Consider the following 19,827-nt stretch of genomic DNA (forward strand, 5'->3'; position numbering starts at 1 on the left):
CATCAATCTGAAAACCTGCTGGAAAAAGCACAAACCCGATCGCATGCTGCCAGCTAATGTCATCCCACTTGCAGTAAATGGAATTATGAAAAAGACGCTCCTTTCCCTGTTGCTTTGCCTGGGCAGCACCGCGATGGCCGCCGAGCCGGTCAATATCACCATTCTGGGCACCTCCGATCTGCACGGCACCTTTGTGCCCTGGGACTACGCCACCGACAGCGAAAACCTGGCCGGCAGCCTGAGCCAAATCGCCACCCAGGTGCGCAACGTGCGTGCGCAGCAGCCGAACGTGATTCTGGTGGATGCAGGCGACACCATTCAGGGCAATTTTGTCGAAACGTTTAAGAACGACAAAACCAGCCCGATGATCCTGGGTTTTAACGCGCTGGACTATGACGTCTGGGTAATGGGCAACCATGAATTTGATTTCGGCCTGCAGCCGCTGTCCACCTCGCTTAACCAGTTCAAAGGCACGGCGCTGGCGGGCAATATCCTGTGGGACAGCGGCAAGCCCTATTTACCGGCCTACAAGATCGTTGAGCGGCAGGGGGTGAAGATCGGCATTATCGGCATGGATACGCCGATGGCCGCCGAGTTTGCTAAGGGTACCGATCGCCTTAAGGGGGTGAATTTTACCGATCCGGTACAGGCGGTAAAACAGGTGATCCAACAGATCCAGGGTGAGGTTGACGCCATGGTGTTGGTGGCGCACATGGGCATCGATAATGAAAACCAGCGGCCGGGCACCGGCGTGGGTGATATTGCGCGCGCCAATCCGGAACTGGCGGCGATCGTCGCCGGGCATATGCATGTGAAGGTCGATAAGGCGGTGATCAACGGCGTGATCGTGACCGAACCGGATAAATATGGCCGCGCGCTGTCGCGGATCGATCTGCAGTTTGAACGGCATAACGGCAAGTTTGTGCTGATCAATAAAGACAGCTACACCTATCCTATTCAGGGCACGGCGTCAGACGAACAGCTGGAAGATATCTATCAGCCGTACCACAAGATCCTGCGCGCCAACGCCAACCGGCCGATAGCTCAGCTGACGGGGCAGGATCTGGTGCCGCCGGACGCGGTCAAGGGCATTCCGCAGGTGCACGTGCAGGATACCGGCATCAGCAAGCTGTATCAGGAGGCCAGCCGTTACTATGCGCCGCAGGCTGAGGTGATTGCGCTGCAGATTGATAACGACCGGCCGAAACTGAACGTCGGCACCATCGCCGCCAAAGATATCGCCTTCAACTATCAATATGCCGGCGGTGAAATCACCGTCTACCAGATGACCGGCAAAGAGCTGAAGAAATATATGGAATGGTCCGCCGGCTATTTCAACCAGCTGCACAACGGCGATGTCACCTACAGCTTTAACCCGCAGCGCCGGGCGTCCAAGTATTCCACCAATGATTTCTTTGACGGCGTGACCTACAAGATAGATCTGCGTCAGCCGGCGGGGCAGCGCATTGTCGACCTGAAAATGGCCGACGGCACGCCGGTGACCGACAGTACGCCGATTCGTCTGGGGATGAACAGCTACCGCATGGGGCACCTGACGCAGCAAGGCGGTGCGCTGGAGGGCATGCGCTTCCCGGTGCTGTCGGACAGCAAGCAGGAGTACGGCGAGGAGGCAGGGACGATCCGTAATCTCACCATCCGCTATCTGACCGAAGTGAAAAAAGGGCGGTATCAGGGGCAAGCGGTGCAGCGCTGGCAGCTTCTTGGGCTGAATGGCTACGAAAAGCAGCGTAAAATCGTCGAAAAACTGCTGAATGACGGCAGGATCAGCGTGCCGACCACGGCGGACGGGCGTTACAGCAATGTGGCGTCGATTAACGTGAAAGGGCTGACGTTCAGCGACACGCAGGCGCGTTTACGCAAAGAGGCCGAGCTGAAAGCGCAACTGAAGACGGCCGGCGATCCGGCGCTGCAAAAACAGCTGCAGGACCAGCTGGTGATTATTGCCGCGCTGAATCAGGCCTGACGCGGGGTAAAAAAATGCCGGCGGTAGCGCCGGCATCAATGAGCGGGATGTTACGTTACAGCACCCCTTGCGCCAGCATCGCCTCCGCCACTTTGACAAAGCCGGCGATATTCGCGCCGCGCACGTAATGGGTCTGTTTGCCTTCGCCACCATACTCCACGCAGGCGTGATGAATATCCGCCATGATGTGCTGCAGGCGTATGTCGACTTTTTCCGCCCGCCAGCCGAGGCGTGCGGCGTTTTGCGCCATCTCCAGCCCGGAGGTGGCGACGCCGCCGGCATTGGCCGCCTTGCCCGGCGCGAACAGCACGCCGGCATCCAGGAAGGCGTCGGTGGCCTGAATGGTGGTCGGCATATTGGCGCCCTCGGCGACCGCTTGCACGCCGTTATGGATCAGCATCTTGGCGGCGCTCAGGTCCAGTTCGTTCTGGGTGGCGCACGGCAGCGCGATATCTACCGGGACGCTCCACGGCTGCTCGCCGGGCAGATAGGTCAGGCCGCGTTCGCGGGCGTAGTCCTCCACCCGGCCGTAACGCTGGTTCTTGATTTCCGCCAGATGCGCCAGCTTCTCGGTGGTAAAGCCGGCGTCGTCCACCACGGTGCCGCCGGAGTCGGAGGCGGTCACTACACGGGCGCCGAAGGCCAGCGACTTCTCGATGGTGTACTGCGCCACGTTGCCGGAGCCGGATACCGCAACGCGCATCCCCTCAAAGCTCAGCCCGTGGCGTTTCAGCATTGCATCGGTGAAGTACACCAGACCGTAACCGGTGGCCTCCGGCCGGATCAGGCTGCCGCCGAAGGAAAGCCCCTTGCCGGTAAACACGCAGGCGGTGTTGTTGGACAGCTTTTTCATCATGCCGGTCATAAAGCCGACTTCGCGTCCGCCAACGCCAATGTCACCGGCCGGTACGTCGGTATCCGGCCCCAGATGACGGTATAGCTCGCTCATCAGTGCCTGGCAGAAACGCATGATCTCGCCCTGACTTTTGCCTTTGGGGTCGAAGTCCGATCCCCCTTTGCCGCCGCCCATCGGCAGCGTGGTCAGTGCGTTCTTGAAGGTCTGTTCAAAGCCGAGGAACTTCAGAATCGACAGGTTCACCGACGGATGGAAACGCATGCCGCCCTTGTACGGCCCGATGGCCGAGTTGAACTGCACGCGCCAGGCGCGGTTGACCTGCACGCGGCCGGCGTCGTCCATCCAGCTGACGCGGAACTGAATCACGCGTTCCGGTTCGACCAGGCGTTCCAGCAGTGCATATTCCCGATAACGCGGGTTGCGTTCGATAAACGGCCACAGCGAAGTAAACACTTCGCGTACCGCCTGCAGATATTCGTCCTGATAAGGGTTTTGCTGCTGTAATGCGGCAAGAAAGGATTCGAGCGATGCGCCCTGTTCCATAGATAGCTCCTTCTAAATTAATGCCCCCGGTTATTGCTATTGATTTAACGTCATGGGGGAAGATGTTGTGTCTGACTTGACTATATCACCGGGTGGCGCTTGTTTATCAAGCGATTAATTCCTGCAGAAACGAAAAAGCCCACAATTTGTGGGCTTTTTGACCGGTGTGAGGCGTTGAGCTTAGGCGTCTTCATCCTCTTCATCGCGCAACGGCACAATCAGCATATCGATATGTACGGTATTGATCAGCTGGCGGGCGGAAGACATCAGCTTGCTCCAGAAGTCCTGATGGTGGCCGCACAGCACCAGATCCATATCGTATTTCTTGATGGCGTCCACCAGCACCTGCGCCAGATCGCCGCTGCCGCTCAGGGTTTCGGTGATGGGGTAGCCGGCGTTTTGTGACAGCTCGGTCAGCGCATTGTGGGTTTCTTCGGAGATGCGCTTTTGCATATCGCCCAGATTAACGTCGATCAGGCCGGTATACAGATCGGAATAGTTAACATCGACGTGGATCAAGGAGACTTTGGCATTGTACGGCCGCGCCATGGAAACTGCTTTTTCGACCAGAATTTTACTTTCCGGGGAGAGGTCTACCGCGATAAGAATGTGTTTGTAAGCCATGAGAATACTCCTTCCATATAATGCCGATTAAAGGGTAGCAGGCATTCCGCGCGCCAGCCTGGCGCCGTTGTTTTCTCCGCCATGGTTTGGCGTCTGCCTGCATCATATCATTACGCTAACGCAATGATATGTCGGGCCGATCACAGCGCAATGCTTCACTCAGTCTTGCTATTTTCACCCTGTTAGTTTTACACCTATCGGGCTAAAAATCCTATTTATTCAGGGGGTATTTCGCCCTTGAGCGTTTGAATTATAAGCGTTCTTAGAGCAAGTATAGTCCCGAATGGCGTTTTGAGCGTCGGCGAGCATGGCCGGCGGTGGCGGGTAACGCGCCGGCCGCGCTAAATTTTCCCTGTCTGTCCGGCTACGTTTACGTTTCGTTATCCTACAATAATGTTATAGGCCTCACCCTTCCTCTGTGCGCCGTACCTTGTCTCAATATGCGTTTGCGTATCGATGGGGCGTCGCCGATGGAGGGCGATGCCTGAGCGGTATCACTATCGGTCATCAGTCGTATTGGATATGAAGTAGGGTCGTTGGCTCCGGCGGGTTGCCGTGGATCGCAACGCCTTGAGGGGGAATCATGATCAGTACCGTCGCGCTGTTCTGGGCTTTGTGTGTGGTATGTGTGGTAAACATGGTGCGCTATTACTCTTCCCTGCGCGCGCTGCTGGTGGTGCTGCGCGGTTGCGACCCCTTGTTGTACCAGTATGTTGACGGCGGCGGTTTCTTTACCGCCCATGGCCAGCCGAGCAAGCAGCTGCGCCTGGTGCGCTATATCTATGCGCAGCGCTATAGCGATCATCACGACCCGGAGTTTATCCGCCGCTGCGAGCGGGTGCGCCGGCAGTTTATGCTGACCTCCGCCCTGTGCGGGCTGGTGGTGATCAGCCTGATCGCCATGGCTATCTGGTACTGATGCCAATAAAAAAGGCGGCCCTGAGGCCGCCTTGTATTCTGGGTTCGCTGACTCAGATCAGCTTCAGCGCCAGCCAGTACAGAGAACCGGACAGCAGAATCGAAATCGGCAGGGTTAACACCCAGGCCAGAGCGATGCTCTTCACGGTTTTGCTCTGCACGCCGCCGCCATCCACGATCATGGTCCCGGCTACCGCCGAGGAGAGCACGTGGGTGGTGGAAACCGGCATGCCGGTGTAGCTGGCGACGCCGATCGACAGCGCGGCGGTCATCTGAGCCGATACGCCTTGCGCGTAGGTCATGCCCTTCTTACCGATTTTCTCGCCGATGGTGGTCGCGACGCGTTTCCAGCCCACCATGGTGCCGAGAGACAGCGCCAGCGCAACGGCGACAATGATCCACAGCGGCGCATATTCCACGGTCTGCAGCAGATCCTGACGCAGGTTGTTCAGGAAGCGTTTGTCTTCCGCTGAGGTTTCCGGCAGCTTGGCGACCTTATCTGCGGTATCCGTCACGCACATCAGCAGGCGACGCAGCTGGCTGCGTTGCTCCACGTTCAGCTGGTCATAACTTTGCAGGTCTTTCAGCAGGCCGGACGCATGGTTGATGGCCGGCATGGCGCGTGACGTGTCGCAGTGGAACTCTTGCGGCGCGTTGCTGGCCGGCGTTTCTTCCGGCGTCGGCACCAGCGGCGTGATGGCGACGACATGCGCCAGCGACGCCTGATGCTGCTGGTAATACTGCTGCAGATGGCTGACGGCATCACGGGTACGGGTGATGTCATAGCCGGTTGCATTCATATTGAGCACAAAGCCGGCCGGCGCTACGCCGATCAGCACCAGCATGATCAAACCGATGCCTTTCTGACCGTCATTGGCGCCGTGTGAGAAGCTTACGCCGACGGCGGACAGAATCAGCGCGATACGCGTCCAAAACGGCGGCTTGCGCTTACCGTCAACTTTTTCGCGTTCGGCCGGCGTCATATGAATACGCTTGCGTTTTTTGGTTCCGCTCCAGTAACGGCGCAGCATAAACACCATCAGCCCGGCGACCATCATCCCCACCAGCGGGGAGAAGATCAATGACAGGAAAATACTGATCATTTTCGGGACGTTAAGCGCATCCACCATGGAGGTGTTGGTAACCAGAGCGTTGGTCAGGCCGACACCGATAATGGCGCCAATCAACGTATGGGAGCTGGAGGCCGGCAGACCGAAATACCAGGTGCCGAGGTTCCAGACGATTGCCGCCAATAGCATGGAGAACACCATGGCTAATCCGTGCGCGGAACTGACGTTCAGCAACAGATCGGTTGGCAGCAGGTGGACAATGGCGTAGGCAACACTCAAACCGCCGAGTATTACGCCAAGGAAGTTAAACACGCCCGCCATTACGACCGCAAGTTGCGAGCGCATAGCACGGGTATAGATCACGGTAGCAACCGCATTGGCCGTATCATGAAAGCCGTTGATGGCTTCGTACATCAATACGAACAGCAGTGCGAGTATTAACATCAGGCCGGTATGGAAATCCAGGCCAGCGAACAAATGCAACATAAGCGTTACGCCAGGTTTGTGGACATGAACGCCGCGCATTATCCGTGACAACAGGGGGCGGGGAAAAGAAAAATATGACGTTTTTTTGATTTCATTGTGCCCGAACAGGCACTATCTCTGTGCAAATCAAATAAATATCATGATGTTACATGGATTTACTGATTATAACATTTCCTTACGACGGCGCTGGCGCAGGTCGTAATTTACACATAACTACGATGAATTTAGCGGTGAGTGGCGGCGAAATAGCGTAAAATGGCGCGCTTTTGTCGTGATTGTGGTTTAACTCAGAGAGGCTCAGGTGGAACAGTTTGATGTAGTCGTTATCGGCGCGGGCGCGGCGGGAATGTTTTGTGCGGCGCAGGCAGGGCAGCAGGGTTGCCGGGTGCTGCTGCTCGACAACGGCAAAAAGCCAGGGCGTAAAATTCTGATGTCGGGCGGCGGACGCTGTAACTTCACCAATATGTACGCCGAACCGGCGGCCTACCTGTCCAATAATCCCCATTTCTGCAAATCCGCGCTGGCGCGCTACACCCAGTGGGACTTTATCGACCTGATTAACCGCTACGGTGTGGCTTACCATGAGAAAACGCTAGGTCAGCTGTTTTGCGACGACTCGGCGCAGCAGGTGGTCGATCTGCTGGTGAAAGAGTGTGAGCTGGGCCAGGTCACGCTACGCCTGCGCAGTGAAGTGCTGCAGGTGGAAAAACACGACGACGGCTTTGAACTGACGCTGAATGGCGAGAAAGTAAGCGCACGCTCACTTGTGGTGGCCAGCGGCGGACTTTCCATGCCGGGGCTGGGCGCGTCACCGTTCGGCTATAAGCTGGCTGAACAGTTTGGTCTTAATGTGTTGCCTACCCGCGCCGGGCTGGTGCCTTTTACCCTGCATAAACCGCTGCTGGAGCAATCACAGACGTTGTCCGGCGTCTCGGTGCCGGCCAGCGTGACGGCGGCAGACGGTACGCTGTTCCGGGAAGCCATCCTGTTTACCCATCGCGGCCTGTCCGGCCCGGCGGTGCTGCAGATTTCCAGCTACTGGCAGCCTGGTGAGTATGTGAGTGTTAACTTACTTTCTGACCTCGATCTGGCGGGCTTCCTGGATCAGCAGCGCCAGGCTCACCCTAACCAGAGCCTGAAAAATACGCTGGCGCTGCAGCTGCCGAAACGTCTGGTTGAGTTTTTGCAAACGCTGGGACAGCTGCCGGAAGCGACCCTGAAGCAACTGACCCCGGCTCAGCAGGCAGAGCTGGTGGATAGCCTGCAGCAATGGCGGGTGCAACCCAACGGCACGGAAGGTTACCGCACGGCAGAAGTGACGCTGGGCGGTGTCGATACCCGCGAGCTGTCGTCCAAGACCATGGAGGCGCGTAAGGTGCCAGGGCTGTACTTTATCGGCGAAGTGGTGGACGTGACCGGGTGGCTGGGCGGTTACAATTTCCAGTGGGCATGGAGCTCCGCCTGGGCCTGTGCGCAAGCGCTGGCACGGGATAAATGACTGGTATGAGGACTAACCTGTGATAAACGGTGAAAAATTGCCTTATATGCTCTTTTTCACCTTTTTTATCATTGTGTTGTATTTTCTTCTCGGCGTGCTTTCCTCGCCGATCGCCCGGCCGCCTTTAGGAAGGGAGCGTACGTTTTATCGCCGGGTGGCGAGCATTGACACGGGCCGTTGCACCGCTTATTAAGGTGCCATATTAAGTCGGAGTAACCCGCCTGTGATGCGGTCTAATCTTATTCAGTAAACCATTCGCCTGCGAAATATTTAAATTTTATCAAAAAGTTAATATTCTTGCCGCTTTGGCATCCTCGCAGAGTGCTGCGATGACCACTCTCCTGCCGGTGTTGTTTCAGCATGGGTGCTCTTCCTATCCAAACCTCCGTTCTGTGGAAAAAAGTCAGCTAACAATAGAAATTTTAATTTATTAGATCTGGCACACATTAGTATTTTTTCTATTTGTAATTTTTTATTTCCCCACAGAGCGTGAATAAAATTCATGAAAAACAAGATAATAACAACTAAGTTTCATAAAAATGCAACAATAAACTACACAAATAAACATTTGTTTACATTTGCTGCGCCATGACTTGATTGAATTATCTCCGGTCGAAAACTAGAAGTATTAGCTGGTCTAATTAATGACCCCGGTTAACGGAGTGTTCATGAATTTCAATTTCTCGAATGCCCAGGAACGGCGGTATGAGTCAGCCTATCGCTTTGCACTGGACGTATTGGATCAGGATGCGCAGGCGCGTATCACGCAACGGGGGCTAAACCTCGAGCTATGGCGGCAAGCCGCCGCCCATGGTTTTACACTGGGCCCGCTGTCAGACCAGTTTGGCGGTGAGGAGATGGGGGCGTTGGATACGGCGCTGATGATTGAGGCCCTGGGAAAAGGCAGCCGCGATCTGGGCCTGTCGTTTTCACTCTGTGCACATCTTTGCGCCTGTGTGATCCCGCTGTCCCGTTTTGGTTCCGATACGCTGAAAGCGCAATATCTGGAACCGCTGGTTACGGGCAAACTGATCGCAGCCAATGCAGCCACCGAACCTGAGGCCGGTTCGGATATATACGCTATGCGCTCAACGGCGCAGCCCTGCGACGGCGGCTATCGTCTCAATGGCAAAAAGGTGTTTATCACCAATGCGCCAATCGCCGATCTGTTTGTCGTCTACGCCAAAACCAATCCCGACCATGGCTTTATGGGGGTTTCAGCCTTTCTGATCGAGAAAGGCGCGCCAGGGCTGAGCGTCAGTGAGACCATCCCGAAGGACTGTCTGTCCAACTGCCCTTGGGGCGAATTGACGTTTCACGATCTCTTCGTGCCGGAAACGCAGCGCATCGGCATGCCCGGCGCCGGCGGGGCGATTTTTCACGATTCGATGATTTGGGAAAAAGGCTGCCTGTCGGCGCTGTTCATCGGCGTGATGGAAAGGCTGCTGGACACCTCCCTGACCTATGCGAAACAGCGCCAGCAGTTCGGCAAACCGATCGGCCAGTTCCAGTCCGTTTCCAACCGCATTATTGAGATGAAGCTGCGGCTGGAGCAGTGCCGGCTGATGCTCTATCGGGGCTGCTGGCGTCACGACCAGGGACAGGATGCGGAGCTGGATATCGCCATGAGCAAACTGCTGATTTCCGAATATGCCGTGCAGTCGGCGCTGGACGCCATTCAAACTTTCGGCGGCGCGGCGATGGATCAAGAGCTCGGGCTGGTGCGCGAGCTGCTGAACGTTATCCCCAGCCGGATTTTTTCCGGTACCAACGATATCCAAAAAGAAATCATGGCCCGCAAGCTGGGGTTACGAGGAGGAAGAGGGTGATTATTCAACGACTCTTTGGCCTGCTGTATATGCTTGCCGGCCTGGCCAAGGCTTTTCCCGCACTGGAGAATGTTCCTGCTATCTTGCATCAGGCGGCGATCGCCAACCAGGGCGCCTGGTATGCCGGCGCGACGCAGTGGCTGGCGGATCATGGCGCAGCGGTCAATCTGTTGGTCGGCGTCTTGTTGTTCGGCTCTGGTTTGGTGCTGGTGCTTAACCCGCGCTGGACGGTGCGGGTGATTTACGGTCAGCTGTTGATGATGGCGGTCTTTGTCACCCTGCTGCACCGTGCACAGCCGCAGGTGATCTATCTGGACGCGCTGTTCGCGCTGGCTGCGCTGTATATGCTGCGCGTACAGCACCGGCGCAAGCCTCAGACACGCACGTTCCCTACCCGTTCATTCTCATCGCCCGCCGCCACGGTTCCCCAGACAACGTCGCCGCTGGAGGATGACTACGACGTGGTGATTATCGGCGGCGGCGTGTCCGGCCTGACAGCCGCCAGTGAACTGAGCGGCCGCCGGGTTTTGGTGCTGGAAAAAAGTGCCACCTTTGGCGGTAATGCCCGTTTCAATACCTTGGATACGCTGAAATTTCCTATCGCCGGCGTCTGTTTTCAGCAGCCGCAGCCGAACTCGACCATGATGCGCGTGTTGGAAAAAATCGGGCTGGAGGACGCCTACCGCTCTAATGAGCACGACACTCTGGTGTTTTTTGACACTTTTCTATTGCTCAGATGTCTGGGGGAAGTCACCGTCGGCTTCCTCAAATATCCGTCCTACCTGCTCAAGCCTGCGGTTTGGGGATTGACCGGTCAGCTCTTCCTGCATGCGTTGATAGGCAAGCCTTATGTCATCGCCGCCAAACAGTTGGGCGATCCGATTTTCGCCGAGCTGTACACCTTTCTTGACCGCTTTTCTCCGGACGGCGATCGCTATCCTTATGTTCCCTGGTCGCCGGAGAGCGGCTGGAGCCGGGAGGAGATGACGCAGCTCGATACGATGTCGCTGCATGACTATCTGTTCTCTCCGGGCGCTGCGGACGCGTTGCCGGCGCATCTGCAGCCTCCGAAGAAGCTCGGCAAATTGGTGGAAAATGCGGTCAGCACCACGTTGCGGGTTGAATGTTTGGACGTGCGTGAGGTTTCCGCCTACGTCGGGCTGCATTTTCTGGTGGGTTACCTGCGCGGCACGCTGGTGACGTTACCGGGCGGCAACGGCAGTATCGGCGCCGGGCTGTGCGATTACCTCAGCAGACAAAGCGGCATGCGGCTGCAAAACTGCGCCCGCGTTGAGGCTGTCACGCCGCAGGGCGAGACAACGCGGCTTCAGGTGAATATCAACGGTGAGATCCGCCAGGTGAATGCGCGCCAGGTGATCTGGGCGGCGCCCAAAACGCATCTGACGCAGTTTTTACCGAACCTGCCGGCTGCGCAGCGTAGCGCGCTGGACGCCATCCGCCACGAAGATTATTACCTGGCGAATGTGCAACTGGCCGCGCCGATTCTCAGCCATTCGTTCGGCGGCTATCTGATCGAGCCGGATAACCCGCGCGCCCCCTACGCCTGGTGTAAGGCCGGCACGTGCCTGGTCGCTAACTGGATGGACAGCGAGAGCGGCGCGGAAAAGGGCGTACTGACCCTGCTGAAGCCGACCACCCGGCGGGAGCGGCAAGGGCGCAGCGCGCAACATGACTTTCTGGGGCTGCAGCAGCAAACCTATATCGAAATTGCCGGTGTGCTGCGCAATATGGGGATTGAGGCCGACGTGATTGAAGACATCAAAATCTGGTACTGGCCGGCAGGTTTGGTGACCTCCGTGATTGGGCAACAGGCGCAGGGCGTGTTCAGCGACGCCAGCCAGCCGGTTGAAAATATTCATTTCGCCAATCAGGACAGCATCGGCATCGGCAATATCGAGAGCGCGGTGCAGGCCGGCGTACTGGCGGCCGGAGCGGCGAAAGCGCGTTTGGGCGCCGCTCAGCGGCTGACGGATGTTGTAATGGAGGTGGCGCGATGAGCAACGCGTTAGTGGTTGAACTGTCTGGCGATCAGGCGCTGGAACAGCATCGCCTAGGTGGTAAGGCCTACTCGTTAAATCATCTGATTCAGGCCGGTCTGCCGGTACCGCCCGCCTTCTGCGTCACCGCGCAGGCTTACCGGCAATTTATCGACGATGCGGTGCCCGCAACGCTGCTGAACGCCGGTGAATCAGGCAACGTGCGCGATATGATTTTAAACGCCAGCATGTCTGAACCACTCAGCCAGGCGATCCGGGATGCCTGCCGGCGGCTCGGCGGCGATGTGTCACTCGCGGTCCGTTCCTCGGCGCTGGAAGAAGACGGCCTGAGCCAATCCTTCGCCGGCCAATATGATACCTATCTGCACGTTAACGGCGCCGACGAGGTATTGCGCAAAGTGCGTTCCTGCTGGGCGTCGCTGTGGGCTGAGAGGGCGGCGCAATACAGCCGGGTGCACGCCGCGCAAAGCGACATCGCCGTTGTATTACAGGTGATGGTCGACGCCGACGCGGCTGGCGTGATGTTTACCCAGGACCCGTTAACCGGCGACACGGATTGCGTGGTGATCGACAGCTGTTGGGGTCTGGGCGAAGGCGTAGTGTCCGGTCAGGTCACCACCGACAGCTTTATTCTGGATAAGGCGAGCGGCGCGCTCCGTGAACAGCAGGTCCGTCATAAATCCCATTATTGTCAGCGTAACGAGCAGGGGCAGATTGTGCTGCTGCATACCCCGGAAGCGCAACGCGACGCGCCCAGCCTGAACGCGGAGCAACTGCAGCGTTTGGTCACCCTCGGCAGACAGGCACGGCTGATTTACGGCACCGAGCTGGATATTGAGTGGGCGGTTAAAGACGGCCAGGTATGGTTGCTGCAGGCGCGCCCGGTCACGGTGCTGGCCAAACCGGCACAGGGCGTCTACGCCAATCCTTGGGAAGACAGTCAGGCGGTCAGGGATCGCGCCTTTTTCTCACGGATGGATACCGGCGAAATTGTGACCGGACTGATGACGCCGCTGGGGCTGTCGTTTTGTCAGTTCTACCAAAAGCACATTCACGGCCCGGCGATCAAGACTATGGGGCTGGCCGATATCAGCGACTGGCAAATCTATATGGGGTATATCCAGGGTTACGTTTACCTGAATATTTCCGGTTCGGCTTATATGCTTCGGCAGTGTCCGCCGACCCGGGATGAAATGAAGTTCACCACCCGCTACGCCACCGATGATATCGACTTTAGCCAGTACCGTAACCCTTATGGTACCGGCGTTCAGGGCTGGGGATATATCAAGAGCAGCTGGTACTGGCTGAAGCAGCAGGTGCATAACTTGCGTAACGCCGCCAGCATTGTCGAACAGATGATCGCGCTGCGTCAGCGCGAAACCCGGCGCTTTCTGAATCTTGATTTAGCGGCAATGTCGCTGCAGGAGCTGAACGACGAACTACAGCGCATCGACGGGTATTTCCTGGAAAGTTGCGCGGCCTATATGCCCTTCTTTCTACAGTCATTCGCCCTCTACGATGCGCTGGCGCTGACCTGCGAGCGCTATCTCAAAGGCGAAGGACAGGGACTGCAGAACCGCATCAAGGCCTCAATGAATAATCTGCGCACCATTGAGGTCACGCTGGGCATTATCAGGCTGGTGGACAAGATTGAGCGTCAGCCAGCGCTGAAAACGTTATTCGAACGTCACAGCGCCGCTGAACTGGTGACGCTTCTGCCGGAACATACGCTGGCACGCGATTTTTGGCAGCAGGATTTTAGCGCCTTCCTGCTGGAGTTCGGCGCCCGCGGCCGCCAGGAGTTTGAACTCAGCATTCCGCGCTGGCGAGACGATCCCAGTTACCTGCTGCAGGTGATAAAAATGTACCTCCAGCATCCGGTCGATCTGCAGAAGAAGCTGCGGGAAACGGAGCAGCTCCGCCAACAGGACAGTGAAAAACTGTTGCGGGGTATGCCTTGGGCGGGGCGGCTTAAACTGAAAACCCTGACCAAACTGTACGGCGTGATGGCAGAACGACGTGAGGCCACCAGGCCGACCTTTATTACGGAAACCTGGTTCTACCGCTGCATCATCGTGGAGGTTCTGCGGCGTCTTGAGGGGCAGGGACTGGCCAGCGCTGCCGATTTGCCTTACCTGGATTTTGAGCGTTTTCGCGCCTTTATGGCGGGGGAAATGTCTGCGCAAGAGGCGTTTTCGCCGTCGTTGATCGACAGTAATCGTCACCAACATCTGCTGAACCTGCACGCGGAAGAGCCGCCGATGGCGATCATCGGCGCCTACACGCCGAAAATGAAGGCGCATGCGTCGGGTGATGCAGCGACCGACGTCCTGAGCGGGCTGGCGGCCAGCCCGGGAAAAGTGGTGGCCAAAGCGCGGGTGATCACCGATTTGCAGGCCCAGGTGGCAGAGGTGCAACCCAATGAGATCCTGGTGGCGCGCTTTACCGATGCCAGCTGGACGCCGTTGTTCGCTCAGGCGGCCGGGATTGTCACCGATATCGGCTCAACCCTGTCTCACAGCTGTATTGTCGCCCGTGAGTTTGGCATTCCCGCCGTCGTCAATCTGAAGGTTGCGACTCAGGTGATCAACAGCGGTGACACTCTGATCCTCGACGGTGACAGCGGGACGGTCATCATTCAGCCCGGGGAGCCTCCCGATGCTGCTGCGTAAGACGCTCTGGGCCGGATCCGGCTGACGTAGTAGAGCGGCAACCAAAAACTGACTTAACGATGGTGATGCACACGGCCAAGGCCGCAGGTAAACCGTTGCGGGTTCTCTCGCGCCGCGTTTGGCCTACGGCTCGTCGCCGCAACTCCCTTTTGTCGCATTAAGGAATTCGAGCATGACACTCATGACAGGACAAGCAAGACCCGCCAGCTGTGCTTCCTATGAACAGGTGTGGCAGGCAGAACAGCACGCTGACGCGTCAAAGGCACCGGACACCATCACGGTCGGCGTGGTGGTGGTGACGCGCAACCCGACGTTTTTCCAGACCGGACTCAGCGTGCTGAATGATATTCGCGATTATGTGTTCAACCGCGTCCATATCCAGTCGGAATTACCGCTGCAGTTGCTTGGGTTGGCGAATGCGCCGCTTTATCAGGAAGCGCGTGAAAAAGCCCTGCATTTTCTGAAGCGTCAGAATAAAACCATCAATGTCCGCATTATCCAGTGCGCCAGCCTCGCCGAGGCGACAGGCAAAATTATCTATACCCATGCGTTGGAGCAGTGGCCCGAGTTTCATCTGGGGATGCTGTTTTACGATCAGAGCTCGCCGGCCGGCACCGACGACAGTATTGAACAGATCGACCGCGATCTGGACGCCTTTTACAGCGCGTTGCAGCGCAGCGGGATCCCGGCGTTTTACACTACGTTTTCTACCGTTGCCTTTATCCGCGAACTGCGTTCGCCGATCCGCTATCTCCCCCAGCAATACCGGGAGATCGTCCGCAGCGACGATCCCGCCATCTTCCAAACCGAACTGCTGTGTTTGTGGATGGACTTCTTTGAGATGAACTACACCAACCGCCGGGTTAAACCCATTGGGGCACAGGCGCTGCATAATACGCTGGGCGAACAGCTGATCCGGTTTTTCGAACGCACCACCGCGAGCCGCTGGCTGGTGTCTTACTATACCGGCTCCATCATTTCCAACCTGGTCGGCTATCTGGATCGGCATGCGGAAGCGCGCGGCGCGCTGATTCTGCGCGGTCCCAATGAGCATGCCATCGCCTGCGGCGCCATGGCGAACTGGCAGCTGTACCGTATGCCGTTTTTAGGGGTAGTGACGTCCGGCATGATGGACGAATTCAAAGGCACGCTGGCTAACCTGAAGGAAACGGCGGCCCAGGGAATCATCATCGCCGCAGAGAACCGCAACGCACAGTGGTACAGCTTCCAGGGCACGCAAACGCCGACGGAGGATATGCGTGAAGTGCTGGCCGCCCGCCGTATCCCCTATGTCTATATTGATGAGGTCGAGGGCATTGCCGACGGTCTGGCGGAAGCGTTCCGCTATTATCATCAGGAACAGGGGCCGGTGGTCATTCTGGCGACGCAAAACGTGCTGGAGTCGACTTTGGCGCTGGAGCATGAGATTGATGATCCAGCGCCGATGCCGGCGCTGGATGCGGACGATCTGCCGCCGATGAGCGACAGCCTGACGCAGGCGCTGGCGTTGATTAACCACGGCCCGGAAAAGCTGGTGTGGCAGCTTGGCCCGGTCAGCGACGACGAATACGCCCTGATCCATGAAATCGCCGATGCTGCCGGCATTGCGCTGGTGGACTCGTTGGCGCATCCCGGTTCGGCGCCGAAATATTATCAGGGCCGGCGCAACCCCCACTATTTAGGCACGTTGGCGATTTACGGCTACAGCCCACGGGTCTACAACTTCTTGCATACCAACGACAAGCTGAACCCGATGAGTGAACAGAGCCTGTTCATGATTAAGAGTCGGGTTGCCCAGATTACAACGCCGTTCTCCGATGGACGGCTGGAGCGTAAGGTGCATTTGGTGCAGCTCACGCACGATGAGCGTCATCTCTCACCTTATGCCGATCTCCACCTGCATATGGACTGCCTGGCCTTTTTACGCGCCGTTAAAGCCAACCTTAATGTCGACCCGGCGCTGCGGGACAAACGTAAGGCGCTGATCGCCGCCTATCTGGACTCGCCGTCTGATGTGGTCAGCCAATTGCCCAGTTTGCCGATGTCGGCCAACTACTTCTTTTGTCAGTTGAACCGGGTGATTGAACAGCTGATAGAAACGGAAAATTTCGATTTTACCGGCATTTACGATGTGGGGCGCTGCGGTATTTCCGCCGCGCGCAATGTCGCGAAAACGCGGCGGGGATTTTCCGGCTGGTACGGCCGCGCGTTGATGGGCGATGCGCTGCTGGCCACCGGCTATCTGGCGTATACCAGCCCGGGGCACGTGGTGGCGTTTATCGGCGACGGCGCCAGAGGGATCGTGCCGGATATTTTGCCCGCCTTTATCGACAACATCCTTACGCATCCGCAGTTACTCGATAAAAGCATCTCGGTCTTCTATTTCTGCAATGGCGGCCTGTCCGTCATCAATACCTATCAGGAACGCATTCTCTTTAACCGCACCTCGCGGCAGATGCGGCTGGTGAATGTGGATCAGCCCGAATTTACGCAAACGGTCAATAACTTCCAGATCCAGAGTAAGACGCTGACGCACTTTGACGAAGAGGCGATCCGCCAGGCGCTTACGGCGCGGCGGCGGCTCAATCTGTTTTCCGTGGTGCTGGGACACAACAACGAAGGCGATGGCATCTCATTAGCCACCGCCAAGGGATGGCAGCGCGATCCCTGCGACTGGGAAGAACTGCAAGAGCGTAAAGCCTGGGCGGCGTTGCAGCCTGAATCAACCAGCACTGCTTTTGACCAAGATCAGACACAGGAAACCACATCATGAAGTTCGGATTCATCGCACATCCCACCTCGGTAGGGCTGAAACGCTACGTTAAAATGCTAGACCTGCTGCAGCGCAACTCGACCGAGCTGCACAGCGGCTACACACGCGAGCTGTGGCAGCGGGAGAACCTGGTGCCGTTTATGAACTTCGCCAAAATTACCTCGGCTACCGGCGCCACCTGCGAAGGGGTGATTAAATACATGCCGTTGGTGGCGGACGAAATGCTGGCCGATGCCCGCACGATCGCCGGGCGGGTGCTGCAGGGCATTGACGAATTGGTGGCCGATGGCGCCGAACTGGTGGGCCTGGGCGGCTTTACTTCTATCGTCGGCCGCCGCGGCGAAGCCACCGCCGAAAAATCGCCGGTTCCCGTCACCTCCGGTAACTCGCTGACCACCTATGCCGGCTATAAAGCGGTGCTGCAGATCCAGTCTTGGCTGGATATTCAGGCCGATAGGGAGCCTGTCGCTATCGTCGGCTATCCGGGCTCGATCTGCCTGGCGCTCAGCCGCCTTCTGCTGGCCCAGGGGTTTTCACTCCACCTGTTACACCGGCCCGGGCATGAGCGCGACGAGCTGCTCAGCCATCTACCGGAGCAGTATCACTCGCAGGTGACGCTGACCGGCGACGCCAGCGAACTCTATGCACGCTGCAAACTGTTTATTGCCGCCACATCGGCCGGGGGCGTGATCGACCCCGCCAGACTGCAGGCCGGCTCTATTTTTATTGATGTCGCGCTGCCCAGAGATATTCAGGCGGATACCCGTCCCGAGCGGGACGATATTCTGATTATCGATGGCGGCTGCGTCACGGCGAGCGATGCGGTCAAACTGGGCGGAGAGTCGCTGAACGTCACCATCAAACAGCAAATGAACGGCTGCATGGCGGAAACCATCGTGCTGGCGTTGGAAAACCGCCGGGAGAATTTCTCGCTCGGGCGCTATCTGGCGCCGGAAAAAGTGTTGGAAATCGGCGAGATTGCCGAGCGGCATGGCTTCTTTGCCTATCCGCTGGCCTCGTATGGCGAGCGTATCGACCGGCAGAGCGTCAGCCACCTTAAACGCTACTATCACCATGAGATTTATGCCGGCGAACGCGGCGAAATGTCCCAGACTTCATCCCGACTGGCGTTTGTCGACGCCATTATCGCCCAGGAGCCGGCGCGGGAAGATACGCTCGACCGTTACCACCAGTTCGTCAACCCGATGATGGTGGACTTTTTAAAACTGCAGCATTGCGACAACGTGTTTCGTCATGCGGCGGGCACTCAACTATTCACTGGCGAAGGGGAAGCCTTCCTGGATATGGTGGCCGGCTACGGCTGCCTCAACCTTGGCCACAATCCGCAGCCGGTCGTCGACGCGCTGAAAAATTACCTCGATACCCAGGGCCCCAACTTTATCCAATATATTTCGGTGCCCGAACAGACCGCTAAACTGGCCGAGGTGCTCTGCCGTCTGGCGCCCGGCAAGATGGGCAGGGTGTTCTTCAGCAACTCGGGGACTGAAGCGGTCGAAGCCGCGATGAAGATCGCCAAGGCGGCGACTGGAAAACCGGGCATCGTCTATCTGCAAAACAGTTACCACGGCAAAACGCTGGGTGCGTTGTCGATTACCGGACGCGACAAGCACCGCCGTTATTTCAAACCCCTGTTGGAATCCATGGTTGAAGCGCCGTTCGGCGATCTGGATGCGCTGCGGCAGGCGCTGACGCGCGATGATATCGGGGCGGTCATGATCGAACCGATTCAAGGGGAAGGCGGGGTGCATATTCCTCCTGAAGGTTATCTGCAGGCGGTGCAGCAACTCTGCCGGCAGCATGACGTGCTGCTGATGGTTGACGAGGTGCAGACCGGTCTCGGACGTACCGGCAAACTGTTCGCCTGCGAATGGGAAGGGATCGAGCCGGATGTACTGATGCTGTCGAAATCGCTGTCCGGCGGTCTGATCCCGATCGGCGCCACGCTGTGCCGTGCCGATATCTGGCAGCAGGCCTACGGCACCGCGGATCGTTTCCTGGTGCACAGCTCCACCTATGGCGGCGGCAATGTGGCGTCGGTCGTGGCGCTCAGCGCGTTACGCGAGATCCTGGCTCAGGATCTCGCGGGGCACGCCGAGAGGATGGGGGCCTATTTCAAACAGGCGCTGAGCGAGATCGCCGCCCGCTATCCCTTTGTGGCGGAGATCCGCGGTTGCGGCCTGATGCTGGGGATCCAGTTCGATCAAACTTTTGCCGGCGCCGTCAGCGCGTCCGCCCGTGAGTTCGCCACCCGTTTGCCCGGCGACTGGCACACGACCTGGAAGTTCCTGCCCGATCCGGTGCAGGCCCACCTGCGCGCCGCCATGGATCGCATGGAGCAGTCGCTCGGCGAAATGTTCTGCATGAAATTCGTCACCAAACTGTGCCAGGACCACAAAATCCTGACCTTTATTACCGCCAACAGCTCGACGGTAATTCGTATTCAGCCGCCGCTCATCATCAGCAAAGCGGAGATCGATCGCTTCGTCACCGCCTTCGCCGCGGTTTGCGATGAATTATCCACCTTTTTGAAATAGG

At 57.7% G+C, this 19,827-nt stretch carries 11 protein-coding genes; 8 read left to right on the top strand and 3 right to left on the bottom strand.

The features are described 5' to 3' along the window. Nucleotides 1-85 precede the first annotated feature (85 nt). On the top strand, nucleotides 86-1,984 hold the full coding sequence (locus tag HF675_RS00860; protein ID WP_187043921.1) for a bifunctional UDP-sugar hydrolase/5'-nucleotidase: 1,899 nt from the start codon (nucleotides 86-88) through the stop codon (nucleotides 1,982-1,984). A 55-nt stretch (nucleotides 1,985-2,039) separates the two neighbouring features. On the opposite strand, the gene gdhA is transcribed toward HF675_RS00860, so the two are convergent. Both gdhA and uspA read right to left on the bottom strand, forming a co-directional pair. Beyond that, complete coding sequence (gene gdhA / locus HF675_RS00865; protein WP_187043922.1) at nucleotides 2,040-3,383, bottom strand: NADP-specific glutamate dehydrogenase; 1,344 nt, start codon at nucleotides 3,381-3,383, stop codon at nucleotides 2,040-2,042. A 180-nt stretch (nucleotides 3,384-3,563) separates the two neighbouring features. Continuing rightward, nucleotides 3,564-4,007 (bottom strand): universal stress protein UspA, encoded by a 444-nt coding sequence (gene uspA, locus HF675_RS00870; protein ID WP_015962256.1) that lies wholly within the window; start codon nucleotides 4,005-4,007, stop codon nucleotides 3,564-3,566. Nucleotides 4,008-4,590: 583 nt separating this feature from the next. Between uspA and uspB the strand changes: the two genes are divergently transcribed. Further along, nucleotides 4,591-4,926, top strand: coding sequence for a universal stress protein UspB (gene uspB, locus HF675_RS00875; protein ID WP_105232994.1), 336 nt, complete (start codon nucleotides 4,591-4,593; stop codon nucleotides 4,924-4,926). Between the two features lie 52 nt (nucleotides 4,927-4,978). On the opposite strand, the gene pitA is transcribed toward uspB, so the two are convergent. After that, entirely contained in the window at nucleotides 4,979-6,481 is a 1,503-nt protein-coding gene (gene pitA, locus HF675_RS00880) for an inorganic phosphate transporter PitA (protein ID WP_105232993.1), read from the bottom strand. A gap of 301 nt (nucleotides 6,482-6,782) precedes the next feature. Here pitA and HF675_RS00885 point away from each other — a divergent pair, with 301 nt between their 5' ends. The 6 genes from HF675_RS00885 (at nucleotide 6,783) to HF675_RS00910 (ending at nucleotide 19,826) form a co-directional block, all read left to right on the top strand. Beyond that, entirely contained in the window at nucleotides 6,783-7,979 is a 1,197-nt protein-coding gene (locus HF675_RS00885) for an NAD(P)/FAD-dependent oxidoreductase (protein ID WP_187043923.1), read from the top strand. Nucleotides 7,980-8,647: 668 nt separating this feature from the next. Then, complete coding sequence (locus HF675_RS00890; RefSeq protein ID WP_105232991.1) at nucleotides 8,648-9,808, top strand: acyl-CoA dehydrogenase family protein; 1,161 nt, start codon at nucleotides 8,648-8,650, stop codon at nucleotides 9,806-9,808. Beyond that, complete coding sequence (locus tag HF675_RS00895) at nucleotides 9,805-11,826, top strand: FAD-dependent oxidoreductase (RefSeq protein WP_105232990.1); 2,022 nt, start codon at nucleotides 9,805-9,807, stop codon at nucleotides 11,824-11,826. Before HF675_RS00890 ends, HF675_RS00895 begins: the two co-directional genes overlap by 4 nt. Further along, nucleotides 11,823-14,498, top strand: a complete 2,676-nt coding sequence (locus tag HF675_RS00900; RefSeq protein ID WP_105232989.1) for a PEP/pyruvate-binding domain-containing protein — start codon at nucleotides 11,823-11,825, stop codon at nucleotides 14,496-14,498. Before HF675_RS00895 ends, HF675_RS00900 begins: the two co-directional genes overlap by 4 nt. 172 nt (nucleotides 14,499-14,670) lie before the next feature. Continuing rightward, on the top strand, nucleotides 14,671-17,271 hold the full coding sequence (locus HF675_RS00905) for a biosynthesis protein PigD (protein ID WP_105232988.1): 2,601 nt from the start codon (nucleotides 14,671-14,673) through the stop codon (nucleotides 17,269-17,271). Then, nucleotides 17,268-19,826 carry an aminotransferase class III-fold pyridoxal phosphate-dependent enzyme gene (locus tag HF675_RS00910; protein ID WP_105232987.1) on the top strand — a complete coding sequence of 853 codons (2,559 nt, stop codon included), beginning with the start codon at nucleotides 17,268-17,270 and terminating at the stop codon, nucleotides 19,824-19,826. The genes HF675_RS00905 and HF675_RS00910 overlap by 4 nt, the downstream gene beginning before the upstream one ends. The last annotated feature ends 1 nt before the right edge of the window (nucleotide 19,827 follow it).

Origin of the sequence: Serratia sp. JUb9 (genome assembly GCF_014298095.1) — a bacterium.
In the GTDB taxonomy this organism is placed as follows: domain Bacteria; phylum Pseudomonadota; class Gammaproteobacteria; order Enterobacterales; family Enterobacteriaceae; genus Serratia_B; species Serratia_B rhizosphaerae.